This is a genomic window from Lentzea jiangxiensis (assembly GCF_900104175.1).
Lineage (GTDB): Bacteria > Actinomycetota > Actinomycetes > Mycobacteriales > Pseudonocardiaceae > Lentzea > Lentzea jiangxiensis.
The window spans coordinates 1-18,983 of record NZ_FNIX01000018.1 but is presented as its reverse complement, the minus strand read 5'-3'; the positions used below and the strand labels follow the sequence as shown (position 1 = coordinate 18,983).

20 protein-coding genes and 1 pseudogene are annotated in these 18,983 nt (G+C 70.8%); 9 read left to right on the top strand and 12 right to left on the bottom strand.

Annotated elements, in window-relative coordinates; all coding sequences use genetic code 11:
* Window positions 1-52: 52 nt before the first annotated feature.
* Window positions 53-1,549: an aromatic amino acid ammonia-lyase gene (locus BLQ91_RS31825; protein WP_342670678.1), complete on the top strand. Its 1,497-nt coding sequence runs from the start codon at window positions 53-55 to the stop codon at window positions 1,547-1,549.
* A 19-nt stretch (window positions 1,550-1,568) separates the two neighbouring features.
* On the opposite strand, the gene BLQ91_RS31820 is transcribed toward BLQ91_RS31825, so the two are convergent.
* From BLQ91_RS31820 to BLQ91_RS31800, 5 genes are all read right to left on the bottom strand, one after another.
* Window positions 1,569-2,807, bottom strand: coding sequence for a sensor histidine kinase (locus tag BLQ91_RS31820; RefSeq protein ID WP_218130475.1), 1,239 nt, complete (start codon window positions 2,805-2,807; stop codon window positions 1,569-1,571).
* Window positions 2,804-3,493 carry a response regulator transcription factor gene (locus tag BLQ91_RS31815; protein ID WP_090103077.1) on the bottom strand — a complete coding sequence of 230 codons (690 nt, stop codon included), beginning with the start codon at window positions 3,491-3,493 and terminating at the stop codon, window positions 2,804-2,806. The genes BLQ91_RS31820 and BLQ91_RS31815 overlap by 4 nt, the downstream gene beginning before the upstream one ends.
* 249 nt (window positions 3,494-3,742) lie before the next feature.
* A complete protein-coding gene (locus BLQ91_RS31810; RefSeq protein ID WP_281199705.1) occupies window positions 3,743-4,534 on the bottom strand; it encodes a glycoside hydrolase family 20 zincin-like fold domain-containing protein in 792 nt (263 codons plus the stop codon).
* Window positions 4,535-4,634: 100 nt separating this feature from the next.
* The gene (locus BLQ91_RS31805) at window positions 4,635-5,654 is read right to left on the bottom strand and encodes an LLM class flavin-dependent oxidoreductase (protein ID WP_090102877.1); all 1,020 of its coding nucleotides are present in this window, start codon (window positions 5,652-5,654) and stop codon (window positions 4,635-4,637) included.
* On the bottom strand, window positions 5,651-6,235 hold the full coding sequence (locus BLQ91_RS31800; protein ID WP_090102876.1) for an NADPH-dependent F420 reductase: 585 nt from the start codon (window positions 6,233-6,235) through the stop codon (window positions 5,651-5,653). Before BLQ91_RS31800 ends, BLQ91_RS31805 begins: the two co-directional genes overlap by 4 nt.
* Window positions 6,236-6,782: 547 nt before the next feature.
* On the opposite strand from BLQ91_RS31800, the gene BLQ91_RS31795 reads away from it, so the two are divergent.
* The gene (locus tag BLQ91_RS31795) at window positions 6,783-7,091 is read left to right on the top strand and encodes a DUF1540 domain-containing protein (protein ID WP_090102875.1); all 309 of its coding nucleotides are present in this window, start codon (window positions 6,783-6,785) and stop codon (window positions 7,089-7,091) included.
* 174 nt (window positions 7,092-7,265) lie between these two features.
* On the opposite strand, the pseudogene BLQ91_RS43655 reads toward BLQ91_RS31795, so the two are convergent.
* From BLQ91_RS43655 to BLQ91_RS31780, 3 genes and pseudogenes are all read right to left on the bottom strand, one after another.
* Window positions 7,266-7,439: pseudogene (locus BLQ91_RS43655) on the bottom strand (hypothetical protein); the annotation flags it as partial.
* 271 nt (window positions 7,440-7,710) lie between these two features.
* The gene (locus tag BLQ91_RS31785; RefSeq protein ID WP_090102874.1) at window positions 7,711-8,298 is read right to left on the bottom strand and encodes an SMI1/KNR4 family protein; all 588 of its coding nucleotides are present in this window, start codon (window positions 8,296-8,298) and stop codon (window positions 7,711-7,713) included.
* Window positions 8,299-8,306: 8 nt separating this feature from the next.
* Window positions 8,307-9,131 carry an aldo/keto reductase gene (locus tag BLQ91_RS31780; protein WP_090102873.1) on the bottom strand — a complete coding sequence of 275 codons (825 nt, stop codon included), beginning with the start codon at window positions 9,129-9,131 and terminating at the stop codon, window positions 8,307-8,309.
* Window positions 9,132-9,161: 30 nt separating this feature from the next.
* On the opposite strand from BLQ91_RS31780, the gene BLQ91_RS31775 reads away from it, so the two are divergent.
* A complete protein-coding gene (locus tag BLQ91_RS31775; protein WP_090102872.1) occupies window positions 9,162-9,803 on the top strand; it encodes a TVP38/TMEM64 family protein in 642 nt (213 codons plus the stop codon).
* Between the two features lie 81 nt (window positions 9,804-9,884).
* Here the strand turns inward: BLQ91_RS31775 and BLQ91_RS31770 are convergent, their stop codons facing one another.
* Window positions 9,885-10,229, bottom strand: a complete 345-nt coding sequence (locus BLQ91_RS31770; RefSeq protein WP_065919117.1) for an RNA polymerase-binding protein RbpA — start codon at window positions 10,227-10,229, stop codon at window positions 9,885-9,887.
* Window positions 10,230-10,467: 238 nt separating this feature from the next.
* Window positions 10,468-11,223, bottom strand: coding sequence for a thymidine kinase (locus tag BLQ91_RS31765; protein ID WP_090102869.1), 756 nt, complete (start codon window positions 11,221-11,223; stop codon window positions 10,468-10,470).
* Between the two features lie 557 nt (window positions 11,224-11,780).
* On the opposite strand from BLQ91_RS31765, the gene BLQ91_RS31760 reads away from it, so the two are divergent.
* Complete coding sequence (locus BLQ91_RS31760; RefSeq protein WP_245733957.1) at window positions 11,781-12,128, top strand: PadR family transcriptional regulator; 348 nt, start codon at window positions 11,781-11,783, stop codon at window positions 12,126-12,128.
* Window positions 12,110-12,991, top strand: coding sequence for a hypothetical protein (locus BLQ91_RS31755; protein WP_090102865.1), 882 nt, complete (start codon window positions 12,110-12,112; stop codon window positions 12,989-12,991). Before BLQ91_RS31760 ends, BLQ91_RS31755 begins: the two co-directional genes overlap by 19 nt.
* Before the next feature lie 43 nt (window positions 12,992-13,034).
* Here the strand turns inward: BLQ91_RS31755 and BLQ91_RS31750 are convergent, their stop codons facing one another.
* Both BLQ91_RS31750 and BLQ91_RS31745 read right to left on the bottom strand, forming a co-directional pair.
* Window positions 13,035-14,441 (bottom strand): MFS transporter, encoded by a 1,407-nt coding sequence (locus tag BLQ91_RS31750; protein ID WP_176960059.1) that lies wholly within the window; start codon window positions 14,439-14,441, stop codon window positions 13,035-13,037.
* Window positions 14,442-14,495: 54 nt separating this feature from the next.
* Entirely contained in the window at window positions 14,496-15,257 is a 762-nt protein-coding gene (locus BLQ91_RS31745) for a glycerophosphodiester phosphodiesterase family protein (RefSeq protein ID WP_245733956.1), read from the bottom strand.
* Between the two features lie 293 nt (window positions 15,258-15,550).
* On the opposite strand from BLQ91_RS31745, the gene BLQ91_RS31740 reads away from it, so the two are divergent.
* The 4 genes from BLQ91_RS31740 to BLQ91_RS31725 form a co-directional block, all read left to right on the top strand.
* The gene (locus tag BLQ91_RS31740; protein WP_030475304.1) at window positions 15,551-15,892 is read left to right on the top strand and encodes a hypothetical protein; all 342 of its coding nucleotides are present in this window, start codon (window positions 15,551-15,553) and stop codon (window positions 15,890-15,892) included.
* Between the two features lie 72 nt (window positions 15,893-15,964).
* Entirely contained in the window at window positions 15,965-17,965 is a 2,001-nt protein-coding gene (locus BLQ91_RS31735; RefSeq protein WP_245733955.1) for a putative bifunctional diguanylate cyclase/phosphodiesterase, read from the top strand.
* Window positions 17,966-17,980: 15 nt separating this feature from the next.
* The gene (locus tag BLQ91_RS31730) at window positions 17,981-18,637 is read left to right on the top strand and encodes a VOC family protein (RefSeq protein ID WP_090102858.1); all 657 of its coding nucleotides are present in this window, start codon (window positions 17,981-17,983) and stop codon (window positions 18,635-18,637) included.
* A gap of 56 nt (window positions 18,638-18,693) precedes the next feature.
* The coding region (locus BLQ91_RS31725) for a transposase (protein WP_143022907.1) at window positions 18,694-18,983 on the top strand (290 nt) is incomplete at its 3' end.

The window sequence follows — 18,983 nt, the reverse complement described above, 5'->3', positions numbered from 1 at the left end:
CTACCCACGCGATCTCAGAACTCTCTGAGATCGGCTGCCTACCGTCCGTGCGGTGACCGCGACCGCAGCAGACACGTCCGTGGACCTGGGTTCGCCCCTGACCGTTCCGCACCTCCTCCGCGCGTCGGCGCCGATGCCCGTGCTCGTCGGCTCCGACGTCCTGGACCGCGTCGAGCGCGGCCGCGCCTACCTGCGCACGGTGCTCGCCGACGACGAACGCCCGGTGTACGGGGCCAAGACCGGCTTCGGCGCGCTGGTGGGCTTCGCGGGGCGTGCCACCGAGGCCGACCAGAGCGACAACACCCTGGCGCACCTCGGCGCGGGCCAGGGCCCTGACCTCCCGGCGGACATCGCCAGGGCCGCGCTGCTGGTGCGCACCTGGTCGCTGGCGCAGGGCCTGTCCGGGGTCTCGCCGCACGTCGTCTCGGGACTGGCGGCGATGTTCGCGACGACGTTCGCCCCGGCGATCCCGCGCTACGGCTCGGTGGGCGCCAGCGGGGACCTGATCCCGCTCGCCTACGCCGCCCAGGCCCTGCGGGGCCGCGGGTACGCCTACCTGGACGGTGCCCGCCTGCCCGCCGCGGAGGCGTTGGCCTCGGCGGGTCTGGAAGCCCTGCGGCTGGACGGCCGTGACGCCCTCGCGCTGGTGAACGGCACGTCCGTGACGACGGCCGCGGCGGCGCTCGCCCTGTCGTCGGTGCGCGCCTCGCACCGGGCGCTGGCGTCGCTGACGTGCCTGCTGACCGATCTGCTGGGAGCCGATCCCGGTTTCGCGGACCCGCGCCTGGTCTCGGCGTTCGGCCACCCCGGTGCGACTGAGGTGGCGTCCTGGATGCGCGCGGTGCTCGACGGCACCACCCCGAGCGGCCTGCGGGCGTTGCAGGAGCCGTACAGCCTGCGCTGCTCACCTCAGCTGCTCGGCGCGGCCGAGGACGCCCTGCGCTACGTCGACGGCGTGGTGGCGGCCGATCTCGGCGGTGTCAGCGACAACCCGCTGTTCTTCCCCGGCGACGACCTCGTCGCGCACGGCGGCAACTTCTTCGGCCAGCCCGCCGCCTTCGCCGCCGACGTCCTGACCATGGTCACCGCGACGCTGGGCAACCTCGCCGAACGCCAGCTCGACCTGCTCGTCGACCCGGCCCGCAACACCGGCCTGCCGCCCATGCTCGCCGCCGGACCCGGTCAGCAGCACGGACTGCAGGGAGTCCAGCTCGCCACGACCGCGTTCGTCGCGGAGATCCGCCGCGGTGTGCTGCCCGCCAGCACGCAGAGCCTGCCGACGAACCTGCACAACCAGGACGTCGTGCCGTTCGGCACCCAGGCCGCCCTGCGCGCCTACGACCTCGCGGAGCTGCTGCGGATGCTGTGCGGGTCGCTCGCCCTGGGACTGCGGCAGGCGGTGCACGTGGGAGCGCGCCGGCCGACCGCGCCCCGGTGCGCCGCGTTGCTGGACGCGCTGGTGGCGGCCATCGAACCGGTGGACCCGGACCGGCCGCTGGACGCCGACGTGCGCGTCGCCGCGGAGGTGGCCGTCGACGGGGAGTGGTGAGGAGGGCCGGCCGCGCTGCTCACGGGCACGCGCCGGTCATGTGTTCCCCGCCGACCGGCAGGCCCGCTTCGGCCAGGGGCAGCCGCAGCGTGAACCGGGCTCCCGCACCGGGCCGCCCCACCGCCTCCACGGTCCCGCCGTGCCCGGTCACGATCTCCCGCACCAGCGCGAGGCCCAGCCCGAACCGCCCCTCACCGGGTCCCCGGTGGGACCGCTCGAACAGGCGCTCCGCCTCGGCCGGGTGGAACCCGTCGCCGTTGTCCGCCACCACCAGCTCCGCCTGCCCGGCGACGGTCCGCACGCTCACCGAGATCCGGCCGCCTTCCGGGGTGTGGCGCAGGGCGTTGGCCAGCAGCTCGTCGGCGGCGCGGCGCAGCCCGGTCTCGATCCCGCCGACCAGCACGGGCCGCCCGGGGTGGTCGAGCAACACGGTGATCCGTCGTTCGGTGGCACGTTCGGTCTCGCCGACCACCGCGGCCTCCGCGACGTCGGTCAGGTCGACGGGGACGCGGTCGCGCCGCTCCTGCAGCTGCGCGGACGCCAGCAGGTCGTCCACCACGTCGGCGAGCCCGCGGATCGACCTGGCCAGCGCGTCGAGGTCGGTGCGCTGGTCGGCGGGCAGCCCGGCGGCGAGCACCTGGGCCCGCAGGTGCGCGCGGGCGATCGGGGTGCGCAGCTCGTGGCTCGCGTCGGTGACGAACCGGCGTTGCCGGGCGAGCGCCTCCGCCCACGGTCCCACCGTGCGGCGGCTGATGGTCAGGCCGACCAGCGCGGCCAGCAGCAGGCCCGCCACGAGTGCGATCGCCAGCGCTAACAGCAGGTGCGCGCGGTCGAGGAGCTGGTAGCGCAGGTCGAACACGGCCTGCACCGTCGTGCCGTCCGCGCCTGGTGCCGTGAGCACCATGTACTCCGTGCCGTTCGCCTTGACGTCGCGTTCGATGGAGCCACGTGACGCGTGCACCGCGTCGATGTCGTCGCGCAACGGGAACCCGCGCGGCACCTCCAGGTCACCCTCGTGCAGCGTCCCGTCCTCCAGCACGAACACCCACGCGCAGCGCGGCGCGATGCCCGGCACCCCGTACCGGGCGTTGTAGCGCAGCTCGCGCGACACCTGCGTCTCCTGCGCGTGCACCATGACGACGTAGGCGATCCCGCCGACGAAGGCGATCATCAGCGCGATCGCCAGCGCCACCAGCACGCTCACCCGCAGCCGCGCCCTGCCGACCTCCGCGCGCTCCGCCTCGGCCCACGACCTCACAGAGCCCCCAACCGGTAGCCGACCCCCTGCACGGTCTGCACGACCGAACGCCCGACCTTGGACCGCAGGTAGTGCACGTAGGTGTCCACAATGGACGTCGAGGGCGCGTCCTGGAACACGGTCCGCCGCAACGCCGCGCGCGTGTGCACGGTCTCGGGGTGCGTGGCGAGCACTCGCAGCAGCGCGAACTCCCTGGCGGTCAGGGGGATTCTCTCGCCGTCGGGCAGCACGACCTGGTGCTGTTCCAGCTCGAGGCGGCCGGCGCCGATCCGCAGCACCGCCGCCAGCTCCGCGGCCCGCCGGCACAGCGCCCGCAGCCGCGCGGTCAGCTCGCCCAGGTCGAACGGTTTGGTGAGGTAGTCGTCGGCGCCGGCGTCGAGGCCCTCGATCCGGTCGTGCACCGAACCCATCGCGGTGAGCACGAGCGCCTGCGTCCGCACGGACCGGGAACGCAACCGGGACAACAGGTCCAGCCCGTCGATCACCGGCAGCCCGCGGTCGATCACGACGACGTCGTAGGGGTGGGTGAGCGCGAGGTGCAGGCCGCGCTGCCCGTCGCGCGCGACGTCCACCACGTACCCCTCGCCGCGCAGCACGGTGGCGAGCAGCTCCACCAGCTCCCGGTCGTCGTCGACCAGCAGGAGCCGGAAGTCGTGACTGGACCGGGATTCCGCAGTGGAGCGCACGTCACCCACGATGGCACGCGTCCGCCGCGGCCAACCAGGTCACCGAGGCCGGGTGACAGCTCGCGGACAGGCACCGGAACGCTTCGCGGTCGTGATCACAACGCCCGGTGCTGCGGCGTTCCCCGCCGCAGCCGCCTTGTGGATCAACCGGGTGCGCCGTTCGGCACACGCTCCGCAGCGGTAGGTGAAATATAAACAGGTGAACCGCGAGCCGCCCGTGACCTGCGGTCACGCGAGAACTGTGAACGGCTACCAGGCCGGAGCCACGGCCGAGGCGGTGCGCAGCTCGCCCACCCAGCCCGCGGTGGCGACGGCCCGCAGCCCGTCGTCGCCCTCGGCGAGCTTGCCGTGCGGGCCCAGCACGTCGCTGCTGCCGTCGTGCCACCGCACCGGCAACCGGCCGTGCCGCTCCAGCAGAGCGGCGAACTTCGTGGTGAGCTCGGCACCGCCGATGTGCACCCACCGGCTGGGGAACAGCTCCAGCAGCTCGATCGTCGCCGGGCTGAGCTCCGGCACGACGGTGACGCCGTGATCGCGGCCGTACTCGACGAGAGCGCGCAGGTGGTCGGGATCGCCGTCGGGGAACACGTGCAGCACGTTGAGCTTGTAGGCGGCCATCCGGTCGATCGCCCTGCGCATCTCGGCGGGCGGCAGCAGCGCGCTCGACACCCCGCGCCACGCGAAGGCGGGGGAGTCGCGCACGTCGGCCGCCCGCACCGTGCCGTCGCCGGTCATCAGCTGCCGGAACGACTGCACGCCGTGCCGCAGCCCCGCCTGCGTGCCGGCGCGCAGCATCACCGCGTCGTTGCTGACCAGCAGCGCGTACCCCTCGGGCCCGAGCCCGCGCATCGCCGGGTCGTGCGACACCATCAGCATGCCGTCGGGCGACTCGGCCAGCAGGTAGCCGGTCTGTCTGAAGATGTGCTCGCGCAGCATCGCGGCGGCGGTGCGCGCCTGTCCGGTCACCCGGACGGTGACGTCTTCGGTCAGTACGAACGAGCCCGTGCGACGGGGCGCGCTCGTGGGCATGGGAACAATCACCGGTTTCCTCTCCAGCAACCCAACGCTCGCAGTATCAGGGGAGTTCCGGCGGCCCGAGGGTGAACCCGGCCGTGGCGGCTGTCGTGCTGATCACACTGGTCTAGTCCAAAAGCTCCCGGACCCGCGGCACGACCCGCGTCCCGTACAGCTCGATCGTGCGCAGGAGCGAGTCGTGCGACAGCCCGCCGATCCCGTACTTGAGGTCGAACCGGCTGGCGTCGAGCTTCTTCATGGTGCGGGCCATCTTCTGCGCGACCGTCTCCGGCGAGCCGACGAACAGCGCGCCGTGCGGCCCCACCTCGTGCGCGTAGGACTCCGGCGTCGGCGTGGCGAACCCGCGCGTCTTGCCCAGCCGTCCGATCACGTCGAGGTAGTGCGGCCAGAACTCCTCGCGCGCCTGCTCGTCGGTCGGCGCCACGTGGCCGGGGGAGTGGATCCCGATCGGCTGCGGCTCGTGGCCGAACTTCTCCAGCGCGTGCTTGTAGAGCTCCGAGAACGGGGCGAAGCGGCCGGGGTGACCGCCGATGATGGCGAGCATCAGCGAGAAGCCGTACGAGGCCGCGCGCACGACCGACTGCGGGCTGCCGCCGACACCGATCCACGTCGGGAACGGCTCGGTGTGGGGCACGACGTCCTGCTCGTGCAGCGCCGCGCGGGTCTTGCCCTGCCAGGTGACCGGCCCGCCCTTGAGCAGTTCGGCGAACAGGTGCGTCTTCTCCTCGAACAGGTCCTCGTAGTCCGCGAGGTCGTAGCCGAACAGCGGGAACGAGTCCACACTGGACCCGCGCCCGAGGATGATCTCCGCGCGGCCGTCCGACAGCGCGTTGAGCGTGGAGAAGCGCTGGAACACCCGGACCGGGTCGTCGGAGCTCAGCACCGTGACGGCCGAGCCGAGGTGGATCGACGACGTGCGGGCGGCGATCGCGGCCAGCACCACGTCGGCCGCCGACAGCGGCATGTCCGCGGTGTGGTGCTCGCCGATGCCGAAGAAGTCGAGGCCCACCTGGTCGGCGAGCACGCCCTGGTCGACGAGGTCGCGGATGGTCTGCGCGTGCGACAGCGGGGTGCCGGAGGCGTCGTGGGTGACGTCGCCGAACGTGTCGAGTCCGAACGTGGTCATGACTGCTCCTTGGTGTGCGTCTCGAACTCCTGCCTGCGGGCCGCGACGCCGAACAGCGGGCTGCCCGGTTCCAGCAGCCGTCCCGCGGCCAGCGGTCCCACCGGCACCGGGTCGAACCCGATGTCCCGCAGGAACGACGCGACGACCTCGACGGCGCCGGGTGAGTCGCCGGCGACGCCGACGGCACGACCCGCGGCGGGTTCCATGTCCTGGTAGGCGACGTGGTTGAGGGACTTGACGACGTCCGCGCCCGCCAGTCGCGCCGCCACCTGCTCGCTCGTGCCGAGGGGCTCGGCGGAGGGCGGCCAGTGGTTCATCGCGTCTACGACGACCTTGCCCGCGAACGCGCCCGGCTCCAGCGAGGAGAACCGGTGCCACGGGATGGCGAGCACCACCAGGTCGGCGTCGGCGACCGCGTCGGCCGCCGTGAGCGCCTTCGCGCCCGGCGCGAGGAAACCGACGATCATCTCGATCCGCGAGGGATCACCGGAGCCCGCGATGGCGACCTCGTGGCCCGCGCCGAGGGCGAGGCGCGCGAGGACGGGACCGACGTGGCCCGCACCGAGAACAGCGATCTTCACAGCACACCCGACCTAGTTGGTTGACGTGTCACCCATACTAACCGGACCAGACCCCGTTTATTCCGGCGGGTCGCTTCCGGCGAGACCTGGGTGGTAGCGCGAACGCCCTCGAACACGGCGTGGCGCGGCCCCTGCCGTGACGAGCGACGAGGACACGCGCTTCGGCTGGGTCGTTGCGGCGGCTTCGCCTGGGCGTGTGATCGGCGATCCGGGCGAAGAACGCACCCGGCGGTTCCCGAGGCGCGTTCTGGACCACGGGTGACGCGCGGAAGAGATCGCGTCCGGCCGGGTCCGAACAATGGCGCGGCGAGACGGTCCCGGTGAATGCGGCGGTGAAACCCCGAATTTCCCCGGATCGCCCCACCGGGCGAACCACGGTGGCTGACCAGCGTGATCTCCTCCGGCGGGGATGTGCTCCGACGAGGGGAAATGACATTGCCGAATCGCGAAAGGATAGGCTCCCCTAATTTTCTCCCGAATTGCGGGCTCGGCGCCGCGGTGGCATCGTCGCGATTACCGAACCTTTCCCACCACGGCAGGAGCGGACATGACCACTCTCGAGAACCCGGCGATGCCCGCAGTCCACGATTGCACCGTGAGCGACTGCTCCTACAACCACGACGGCTGCCACGCCTTCGCGATCACCGTGCGCGGTGACAACGGCGCCGCCGACTGCGGGACGTTCATCCCGCTGGGCACGAAGGGCGGCTTGGACAAGGTCGTCGCCCAGGTCGGTGCCTGTTCGCGCACCGACTGCCGGCACAACGCCTCGCTGGAGTGCACGGCGCAAAGCGTGCGGGTCGGCCAGGGCGAAGGCGGCCACCACGCGAACTGCCTGACGTACGAGCCGCGCTAGCAGCGACCGGAACGGCGCAGGGCGGTGTGCGCGGAGCCTCGACGCTCCCCGCGCACCGCCCTGCGCCGTTCCGCGCCCTGGACCTTCGTCGTCCTTGCGGTCGACGGCCCGGCAGAGCTCCCGCAGGCCGACGTCGACCGCGATGATCGCCACGGTCCCGGCCGCCGCGACGGCGTGCAGGCCGGCACCTGCCAGCGACCCCACCGCCGCGGCCGCGCACCAGAGCGTGGCCGCGGTGTTGAGCCCGCGCACCGACAGCCCGTCGCGCAGGATCACGTCCGCGCGCGGACAGCAGGACGAACAACGCGGCCCCACCGCGACGACGGCGTTGGTCCGCAGAACCGTCATCCGCGAGCGGTACTGCCGCTCGAAACCGATCAGCGCGCCGAGGCCCATGCACCCGGCGATGCGCAACGTCATGTCGAAGACGTGCATCGTGCGACTCCCCTCGAGTTCAGGGGTGCGCGTCACACGCCGGAACTGGAGCGTGCGAGGTGTGGGGACCTGCGCGGGCTGCTGACGCCTGGCACGTGTCGCTCACCTGGCTTCCTGTGTCCGGTGCCGGGAGTCGACGGTGGCGATCCGCGCGGCAGCCGGCCCCGGAACTGGGACGCGCGTCTTACTCCCAGTGGAAGTTCCCGCGCTCGAACACCAGCCGGTGCGCGGTCTCGCCCCGAAGCGCCTTCAGGGTGTCGTCGAGCATCGCCGTCACGCCGGGCCACACCGCCTCGCCGTCGGCGCCGCTGTACTTGCCCCACTCCATGACGCACCCGTGCAGCGGGCCTCCGCGCAGGTCGACGAACAGCTCGTGCCCGGAACCGTCCGCCGCGACGGGCAGCCACGCCGGCAACCAGATGTCCACGCACGGCGTTCCCGCGGGCTCGCGCAGCGCCACCGCCTCGTAGTCCTTCTCCTCGCCGATCGTGGCGAACGCGATCCCGCTGATCGCCTGCATCATCAGCGTGCGGAAGTGCAGGGCGCGGTCGAGACCGTGCGGCTGCCAGATGTCGGGTACGAGCGGCCAGTGGTGATACGTCTCGCCGATGCCGCCGAACCGCCGCCACCAGGCGATGACGTCGTCCGGCAGCGCGTAACCGATGGTCTCCTCGGCATCGGCGATGTCGATGGCCGTGGAAGGCGGGAGCAGCGCCGCGTCCAGGGCGGGGGCCTTCTCGCCGATCCAGCGCTCGATCTCGGTCCAGCTCATCCGCGGTACTAAAGCACGGCGAGCGGGGTCGGCCCGGAAGGGGGAGGGAAGGCGTCGTCGAGGTCGGCGAGGTCCTCGGTGGTCAGTCGCAGCTCCAGCGCCCGCGCGTTCTCCCGGACGTGCTCGGCGGTGCCCGCCTTGGGGATCGCGTTCACGTGCGGGAGCCGCAGCACCCACGCCAGCGCGACCTGGGCGGGCGTGGCGCCGTGCCGTCCGGCGACCGAGGCGAGCGCGGGGGAGTCCAGCAGCCGGCCCTGCTCCACGGGGGAGTAGGCCATGACCGGGATGCCGGTGGAGGCGTGCCAGGGCAGCAGGTCGTGCTCGGGGCCGCGGCGGGAGAGGTTGTAGAGGATCTGGTTGGTCTGGCAGGAGCCCGGCAACGCCGTCAGCTCGCGCATGTCGTCCAGGTCGAGGTTGCTGACACCCCAGTGCCGGACCTTGCCCGACTCGACCAGCGCGGCGAAGCCCTCCAGGGTCTGCTCGAACGGCACGCCGCCGCGCCAGTGCAGCAGGTACAGGTCGAGGCGGTCCGTGCCGAGCCGGCGCAGCGACGCCTCGCACGCCCTCACCGTCCCTGCCGCGGACGCGTGGGAGGGCAGCACCTTCGACACCAGGAACACCTCGTCGCGCCGGCCCGCGATCGCCTCGCCCACGAGCTCCTCGGACGCGCCGTTCGCGTACATCTCGGCCGTGTCGACGAGGCTCAGCCCCAGGTCGAGGCCGGTGCGCAGGGCGGTGATCTCGTCGGCGCGCCTGCCGGGGCGCTCGGCCATCATCCAGGTGCCCATGCCGAGCGCGGGGATCGTCTCGCCGGAGGGGAGCAGCACGGTCATGCCCTCCAGCTTGCCGGGTACGTTGGTCTGATGCGACGTGCGGGCCTGGTCCTCCTCGTGCTGCTCGTCGCCGCCATGGCGGTGGCGGCGCAGCTCGTGGACCTCCCGGACGGCGCCGAGCTCCGCGCCCTGGTCGACTCCGCGGGCGGCGCGGCACCGGCGGTGTTCGTGGCGGTGTGCGCGCTGGGCACGGCGGTGTTCTTCCCCAAGCCGGTGCTCGCCACGGCGGCGGGTCTGCTGTTCGGCGTGGGGTGGGGGAGCGCGCTCGCGATCGCGGGGTTCACCGCGGGCGCGATGATCGCGTTCGCGGTCGCCAGGCGGCTCGGCCGCGCCACGGTGGAGGGCTGGCTCGGGGAGCGGTTCGCCGTGCTCGAACGCGTCTTCTCGCGGCGCGGGGTCGAGGCGACGCTCGTGATCAGGTTGTTGCCGGTCCTGCCGTTCGCGCTGGCCAACTACGGCGCGGGCGTGACGTCGGTGCGCGCCGGGCACTTCGCGCTCGGCACCGCGCTCGGGCTCGTGCCCTCGACGGTGCTCGCCGCGGTGCTGGGGGACGCGCTGAGCGACCTCGGCTCACCGCGCTCGATCGTCGCGTTGTCGATCTGGGCGGTCCTGGCGGCCGTGGGGGTGTGGTGGGGCCGGAACTTGATCACAGCGGCCGCACGGGCCTCCTAGCGGCCCTGACGAGGCACGCAAAAAGCCGCCCCGGCGGGAGACCGGGACGGCTTGGAGCGTCTGCGACCTGTCAGGTCGAGATCAGGCCGTGCGGGTGCGGCGTCCGCGCAGCTCTTCGAGGCGCTCGTCGAGCAGCTCCTCGAGCTCGGGGATCGATCGGCGCTCCAGGAGCATGTCCCAGTGCGTGCGCGGCGGCTTGATCTTCTTCACCTCCGGCTCGACACCGTCGATGATCTTCGACTCGGTGCCGTGGAGACGGCATTCCCAGGTCGGCGGCAACTCGGCGTCGTCGGAGAACGGGACCTCGAAGTCGTGTCCCTTCGGGCAGGCGTACCGCGCTGCCCGGCGCGGAGCGAGATCGTGGTTGCGATCGGTCTCGTAGCTGACTGCTCCGAGCCGGCTGCCACGCAAAACGCGGTCGGCCATGGCGGTGTCCTTTCGCTCGGCTCAGGGCCGGGGCCCAGGCTTCTTGCTCACCGTGTGCAACGCCCGGATTGCTCCGTTTGTTTCCGGCTCGCTCTCATGGTTGCCCACAGTGACGTCGTTCACTCGTCAACGAAGGCTTCCTACTAATGGATGCGATCGCCACAGGATCGTGACGCGTTATCAAGCTTCTGGGCTCATGCATCACTCTAATGGCCCAGTGGAGGCCGCTGGTAACCGCCTAGGCCAACCGGAGTTGGCCACCTTGTGCGACGTCAGGCCCCAGGTCTCCCAACCGAAAGTGACGCCTGCAGAGCACCTGATAGCGCACAGTAGTTTCGGTGTTCTCGGTAACACCGTCGCTCTCCGTACCCGATCGGTGCTGTTCCGTGTCCGGCACCGTGTCGGCGACGAGAACGGTGTCCCCGGCCCTGATCACCTGCCCGGCGCGCACCCGTGCGTTGAACCTCCCGGGCACCCCGCACCAGCACAGGACCTCGACCTGGATGGCCTTCAGCTCGTCGGCGAGCTCGAACAGCCGGCGCGATCCGGGGAACATCTCCCCGCGGAAGTCGGTGGCGAGCCCGAAGCAGTACACGTCCACCTGGACGTCGTCCGCGAGTTCCGCGAGCTGCTCCACCTGCGCGGCCGACAGGAACTGCGCCTCGTCCACGATCAGGTAGTCGACCCGCCGGCCCTCGGCCCACTCGGCGCGGACCAGGTGGCGGAGATCGTCGTCGCGGATCTCCGAGGCCGCCCGCGTGATGCCGATGCGGCTCGAGATCTGCGGCCGGCCGGACCGGTCGTGCCGGACCAGCAGCAGTCCGCGCCGGCCCTGGCGCGAGTTGTTGTGGTCGATCTGCAGGGCGAGCGTCGACTTGCCGCAGTCCATCGGACCGAAGAAGAACTTGAGGTGCCCGACCACCGGCGTTGAGCGCCGGGAACCAGCGACAGGGACAGCGGACAGGGCGTCTGTCGGATCGGGGAGGGCGTCCACGGCGGGTCACCCTAGTGCCTGGATCCCGATCATGAGGAATCCCCACGGTCCGTCCCTCTCCATCGTCCGCCCTCCGAATGCGACCTGCTACTTCCGGGAAGGCATAGCCGCTGTCGCCGGTTTCGAAACATTGACTCTGCTCGGAACCTCTATAGCTTCAGTGTTAACTGAAGGAAGCCGTTGCCGGTGGTCGGCAGGGTATTCAGATGGGGGAGTGGGCAGAGCTTCGAGGCGTCACGGCACGCCCGACCCAGGTCGAGTGCTCCCTTCGCGAACGTGGCATCGAACGCGAAGTGTCCCGCCGCCCGCCGTGGAGGGGTGGGTGGAGGGGCAGGGGAGGGCTGCGCCGACAGCGGGTTCCAGTCGTCGCGCACCTTGTTTCGGCTGACGGGATCCGCCGAGTACGCCGGTGGCCGGTGTGGCGCCGCCTGAAGTCGCCGCTCCGGCTCTCGTCATTCTTCCCTTCGTTCTTTCGATAGCTTCAGTGTTGACCAAATTCAAATCCACACGGTCACTCAGGTTCCCGATATAGCTCGCGTCGCGATATATTCAGCGACATGAGTGGTCGAGTCATGTCCGAGCAGGCGTTCCTGGTGCTCACGGCACTGGCGGAGGAGCCGCTGCACGGGTACGCGATCGTGCAGGCGGTCGAGCAGCTGTCCGAGGGGCGGACGGTGCTGCGGGTGGGCACGTTGTACGGCGTGCTGGACCGGTTGGTGGCGGACGGGCTGGCCGAGCGCGACCGCGAGGAGGTGCACCAGGGGCGGCTGCGGCGCTACTACCGGCTCACCGACTCCGGGGTGCGGGCGTTGCAGGCGGAGGTGGCGCGGCTGAGCGCGAACGTGCGCGCGGCGAGCGCGGTGCTGCGGGGGAGAGGGTTGCAGGCGTGGGCGGGTCGGGCGTGACGAACCTGGAGCGGCGGTACCGGGCGCTGCTGAAGGTGCTGCCGGGGTGGTACCGGCGGGACCGTGAGGAGGAGATGGTCGGGATCTTCCTGGTCGAGCGGACCGACGACCTCGACCTGGAGCACAGCTGGCCGGGGTGGTGGGAGACGTGGGCGGTGCTCGGGCTCGCGGTGCGCACGCACCTGGCGGCCGGGGCGGCGTTCACGGGTGTGCCGGCGAGGGTGGTGTGGCGCGGGGAAGCGGTGCGGGCGCTGGGGATGCTCGGGTTGCTGCTGGGGCTGTACTACTCGGCGGCGGTGGTGGTCGTGCTCGCCGGCCGGCACGGTCCGGATCCGGTGTGGTGGCGGGTGCTGGAGCTGGCGCCGTTCGTGGCGTTCGCGGCGTTGCTGGACGGGCGGCGGACGCTCGCCAAGGTCGCGGCGGCCGCGCCGGTGGTCGTGCCGGTGCTGTCCGTCGGGGATGTGCGGGAGGCGTTGCTGTCGGCGACGTTCGCGGTGCCGTCGCTGGTGACGTTCGCCTGTCTGTGCCTGGGGTTCCACCGCGAGGCGCCGACGCCGCCCGCGCGCAGGCTGCTGTGGTGGGGTGGGGGAGCGGTGCTGCTCGGCGTGGTCGGCGGGTTCGCCACGGGGACGGGGTTGCTGCTCGTCGGGCTGGTCACCGCGGCGGTGCGCGTCTTCGCGTTCGTGCGGGGTGACGCCGTGTTCGGGAGGGCGTTGTCGGTGTTCGCGTTGCTGCAGCTGGTGCCGCTGGTGGTGCTGGCAGCGGCGTGGGGTGAGGTCACCGCCGAGCGGAACGTGCTGGCGGCAGTGCTCCTGCTCGCGGTGGTGGCGCCCGTGCGGCGCGGGCGGCGGGTCCGGGCGTGACGAAGGAGCGGTGCCGCACCGGCACCGCCCCTTCGAGGAGTGGTCAGACGAGTTCGGGTTCCTTGTTGCCAACGGCTTTGATGGCGCGCCGGACGGGGACGAAGATCAGCAGGACGAAGCCGGCGACGAAGAAGATGATCAGGGCGAGGATGGCGGGGCGCAGGCTGCCGGTGGCCTGGCCGACGCCCGCGAACACCAGCGGGCCGAGCCAGCTGGTGGAGCGCTCGCCGACCTCGTAGAGCGAGAAGTACTGCGCTTCGCGGCCGGGCGGCACCATCTGGCTGAAGAGGCTGCGGGACAGGGCGTTCGTGCCGCCGAGCACGATGCCGATGCCGGCCGCGACGAGGTAGAACGACGTCTCGTCGCCCGCTTGGACGAAGAACGCCGCGGTGATCACGACGATCCACACGACCAGGGAGCCGAGGATCGTCTTCTTGGCGCCGATGCGCTTGGCCACGGCTCCGTGCAGGACGCCGCCGATGAAGGCGACGAACTGGACGATGAGGATCACGGTGATCAGCGTCTGCTGCTCGAACTTGAGCTCGACGCTGCCGTACTGGGCGGAGACGTTGGCGACGGTGGCGATGCCGTCGGTGTAGATCAGGTAGGTGCCGAGGAACGCCAGGGTGAGCGGGAAGGCCTTGGCCTGCCTCAGGGTCGTGCCGAGTTCCTTGAAGCCGGCGGAGACGACCGAGGCGCCGTGTTCGCGGACGTGCGGGTTCCGGTGCTCGGTGAGGGCGCGCAGCGGGATGATCGTGAAGGCGGCCCACCAGATGCCGGAGATGACGAACGCGATGCGGGCGGCGTCGCCGGAGGTGATGCCGAGGGCGTCGGCGGACAGGGTGATGCCGAGCTGGATGGCGAGGGCGACGCCGCCGCCGAGGTAGCCGAAGGCCCAGCCGCGGCTCGAGACGGCGTCGCGTTCGTCGGGGGTGGCGATCTCGGGCAGGAAGGCGTAGTAGACGACGACGCTGGAGCCGTAGCAGATGTTGGCGAGGACGAAGAGCAGGACGCCGAGCTTCCAGTTGGTGCCTTCGACGGTGGCGAGCGCGATGGTGGCCGCGGAGCCGGTGAAGGCGAAGAAGCCGAGCATCTTCTTCTTGTTCTGGGTGCGGTCGGCGATGGCGCCCATGACGGGCAGCACGATCACCTGGATGACGGTGGCGGCGGAGAGCAGGTAGCCCCACAGCGAGCCGGAGGGGAACTGCAGGCCGAGGAGCGTGACGTCGCAGCGGTCGAAGGCGTTGTCGTTCGCGCAGGGGTTGGCGCCGTTGAGCGCGGTGTCGGCTTTGGCGGCGTTGGTCGCGATGCTCGTGAGGTACAGCGAGAGGAAGACTGTGATCACGGACGTGGGGAACACGGAGTTCGCCACGTCGTACCAGACCCAGCCGCGTTGTTCCTTGCGGCGGCCTGTGGTGTTGGCGTCGGCGGCGTCGCCCTGGACCTTCATGTCGGCGGACTGTACTTGTCCGCCGACGCCTCCCATGATCGGCTGTCCAACCTGTTACCAGCTGTTGCGGGACTGGAGAACTCGGCGCAGTACGTCGGGCCGGTCGGTCACGAGTCCGTCCACCCCGAGGTCGAGCAGGGCGCGCATGTCGGCCTCGTCGTCGATGGTCCAGACGTGGACTTCGAGGGCCCTGCGGTGGGCGGCCCGGACGAAGCGGCGGTCGACGATGCGCAGGCGTCCCTGGCTGACGGGGACCTGGGCGACCTGGCCGCGGACGGCGAGTCCGGCGAAGGGGATGCGGCCTGCGGCCCAGAGGGCGCCGGCGGAGCGGGGGCCCATGGAGGTGAGGAGTTCGGGTCCGGCGAGGCGGCGCAGGCGGGCGAGGCGGTTGTCGGAGAAGCTGGCGAGGCAGACGCGCTGCAGGGACTTGGCCTTGCGCAGCAGGGTGATGACGGGTTCGACGGCGTTCTCGGACTTGACGTCGATGTTGAAGAACGTGTCGGGGAGTTCCTCGAGGACGTCGGCGAGTCGGGCGATGGGTTCGCGGCCGCCGACGTTGGAGCGCTTGACCTCGGTCCAGGGGAGTGCGGAGACGACGCCGGTGGCGTCGGTGGTGCGGTCGAGGGTGTGGTCGTGGTGGACGACGACCTCGCCGTCGGCGGTGGCGTGGACGTCGGTCTCGATGTAGCGGTAGCCCTCCTGCACGGCCCTGCGGAACGAGCTCAGCGAGTTCTCCATGCCGGTGAGGTCGTCGACGTGCCAGCCGCGGTGGGCGAAGGCGCGGGGGTGCGGGCCTGCGAGGTAGGGATGTGTCACGTCGTGGAGTCTGCCTTCCGGTGGTGGCTCCGGGGTGGACGGCAGGTGGCGAGATGTCTTCTTCTATTCTCTATAACTTCAGTGTAGACGAAAACAAAACATATCGGCGCCAAATACCAGCGCAATCGCACGAAACGACCACGCAGAGGCGCAAGAGATCGATCGAAGTCGATCAGAATCGCCCCGGAAGCGACATCGACGGACCGCCGGGTACTGTCCGGTTCCCTACGAAGGTCGGGCTTTCTGGCGCGTCGCTGGAGACCACCCACCGGCATTCGCTACCGTCGCGCGCCATGGAGCGCTCCATGGAGGCGGATGAGCCCAGGCACTGTGCGTGGTGCGGGAGGCGGTTGCCGGGGAGTGGGCGGATCGGCCGGCCGAGGCGGTACTGCGCGCAGCCGTGTCGTCAGCGGGCGTACGAGCGCAGGGCGGCGTTGCAGCGCGGTGGTCTGCCGGAGGACGCGGTGGTGCTGAGCACCGCGGAGCTGGCGGACCTGCAGGACAGGTTGTTCCAGCTGCGGTGTGCCGCGGAGGACGTGGTGACGGCGGCGCAGGACGGGGCGGAGAACGAGGAGCTGAGGAAGCTGGCGGCCGAGCTGGTGGAGTCGGCGAAGGGTTTGGAGCGGCTGCGATAGCCGTTCGCCAAGTAGCGAACCTACCGGCGTAGCGGGTTGCTTACGTCCGGTGATCGGACGATCATGACGCGCGTGACCTCCTACTGCCGCACGGTGCTGGACCGGGCGGGTGTCGGCTATGCCGTGACGGATGCGCGCGGGAACCTGTTGTGGTGCAACCGCGCGCTGGGTGCTGTGCTGGGGGTTCCGGTCGAGCAGGCGTACGGGCGGTCGTTGCCCGCGCTGCTGCCGGGGGTGCCCGAGGTGCCTGCTCCGGTGCGGGAGGTGCTGGTCCCGGGGCCGAAGTGGCTCGAGGTGCAGTGCTCCCGGCTGGGTGACGATCTGATGTACGAGGTCGTGGACGTGTCGGCGTGGCGTGATCGTGAGCTGACGGTGACCCAGGAGGCGGACGCGTTGCGCCGGGCGCAGGCGTTGGGCCGGATGGGGACCTGGGAGTGGTCGATCCGCGAGGACCGGGTGACGTGGTCGGACACGTTGCTGGAGATGTTCGGGTTCGAGCCGGGGACGGCGTTCGACTTCGAGCTGTACTCGCAGCTGGTGCACCCGGAGGACCTGCCGATGATCGAGGAGACGCTGGAAGCGGCTCTGAAGACGGGGTCGGTGTTCACGTACACGCACCGGATGTTGCGTCCGGACGGCAAGGAGCGGGTGTTCGAGTGCTTCGGTGAGGTCGTGCTGGGTGATGACGGCGCGCCGTTGCGGGCGTTGGGCACGGCTCATGACGTGACGCAGTCGTCGCGGGTGCACGACGAGCTGGTGCGGATGGCGGAGCAGGACCCGTTGACGGGGTTGCCGAACCGGCGGGCGTTGACGCGGGCGCTGGAGCGGGAGCTGGCGAACAACGGTTCGGGTGCGTTGCTGGTGCTGGACCTGGACAACTTCAAGGATGTCAACGATCTGCGCGGTCATGCGGTGGGTGACCGGGTGATGCGGATGCTGGCGTCGGCGTTGCAGTCTCGTTTGGGTGACAGGCTGATCGCTCGTCTGGGTGGTGATGAGTTCGCGGTGGTGTTGCCGGGGGCGTCGCCGAAGGACGCGTCGGAGGTTGCGGACGGGCTGCGGGACGCGGTGGCGGGTTTTCCGCTGGCGGGGACGGGGACGCCGGCGCGGATCACGGTGAGCACGGGGCTGGCGGAGTTCGGTCCGGGGGATTCGTGGGAGCTGGTGCTGGCGAACGCGGATCTGGCGTTGTACGCGTCTAAGGCGGCGGGCCGGGACCGGGTGACGGTGTACGAGCCGAACCACTACGCGGACACGGTGAAGCGGGTCAGTGTGCTGGACCGGTTGCGGGCGGCTCTGGCGGGTGGCGGTCTGGCGTTGTGCGGGATGCCGATGGTGGAGTTGGCGTCGGGTGTGACGCTGGGGCACGAGTTGTTGTTGCGGTTGGAGGACGGGCAGGAGCCGTATCTGGGGCCTGCGGACTTCCTGCCGGTGGCGGAGCGGTCGAACCTGATCCTGGACGTGGACCGGTGGGTGTTGTCGACGGCGATCGACGCGTTGGTGGCGCAGCCGGATTCGCGGTTGCGGTTCAACGTGAACGTGTCGGGCCGGACGTTGGAGGACCCGGAGTTCGGGGATTTCGTGCTGGACAGGCTGGGGTCTGCCGGTGTGGCGCCGGGGCGGCTGGGGTTGGAGATCACGGAGACGGCGGCGGTGACGAACCTGGACGCGGCGGTGGCGCTGGCGACGCAGCTGCGGGGTTTCGGGTGCCGGATCACGCTGGACGACTTCGGTTCGGGGTTCGGGTCGTTCGTGCACCTGAAGCACCTGCCGATCACGGGGATCAAGATCGACGGTGAGTTCGTGAAGGGCATCGAGACCAGTGACGCGGACGCGGTGCTGGTGTCGGGGATCGTGCGGATCGCGGACGGGTTGGGGTTGTCGGCGGTGGCGGAGTGGGTGGAGCGTCCGTCGCAGGTGGAGGCTTTGCGGGGGTTGGGGGTGCGGGTGGGGCAGGGTTTTCACCTGGGCCGGCCGGTGCCGTTGCGTGACATCGTGGGTGCGGAGCGCATGCGTCCGAATGGCGCATTGTCGTCTCGGGTGGTCGGAGCAGAGGATGGTGCGCGCTCCTGATCCCCGCCCGATGGGATGTCCGTGTCGTCTTGTGGTGTTCGTCGTCTTGAGTTGAGCGTTGCCGAGCCCGAGTTGTCGGTGGATTTCTTCGCCGGGGTGCTGGGGTGGACGGTGGTGGCGGAGCCGGGTGGGTCGTTCGCGGGTTTCGTGGGTGATCGGCTGGCGGCTCGGGTCGTTGCGGGTGATCAGGGTTGGCACGTGTTCTTCGGTGGTGGCGAGTCGCGGGTGTTGCGGGCGAATTCCTCTGTGGACGGTGGGCGGGTGTTGCACGGTCCGTGGGCGCCGCCGCCGCGGCATGGTGAGCCTTGCTGGGTGGAGTTGCTGACGAGCGCGCCGGAGCAGGACGACGCCTACTGGACCGCGGAGCTGGGCTGGAGGTCGGCGGCCGGTGAACGGGCGTCGGGTTTGTACACGTCGGCTCGGCACGGTGGGGCGCGGCCGGTGGCGGGGACGATGCGGTCGTGTCTGGGCGCGGTGTCGCAGTGGGGTGTGTTCTTCGCGGTGGACGACGTGGAGGCGGCGTGTGCCCGGGTGGTGGAGCTGGGGGGCGAGGTGGGTACGGGTCCCGGTCTGCTGCCGATCGGCAGGGTGGCGTCGGTCGAGGGCCCGCACGGCGGGTGCTGCGGGCTGCTGGAGAGGCCGGCGAGGTGGGGCGGGAACTGGGCGGGCTAGGAGCTGTTTGAAGTTCGGATCTAGGTTGGCTGGTGGCGCGCTGGTAGAACACGGATGTGGCGCGTTTTGATGTGACCGATGCCGAGTGGGCGTTGATCGAGCCGCATGTGCCGGTCGCGGCCACGGGGCCGTTGCCGCGGCGGGTGCGGGATCAGTTCAACGGGATCCTGTGGCGGTTCCGCACCGGGTCGGGCTGGCGTGACGTCCCGCAACGGTATGGGCCCTGGTCCACCGTCTACTCCCGGTTCAACTCCTGGGCCAAGGCCGGGATGTTCCAGGCGCTGATGGACGCGCTGATCGCCGAGGCCGCCTCCCGCGGCCAAGTCGGATTGGAACTGGTCAGCGT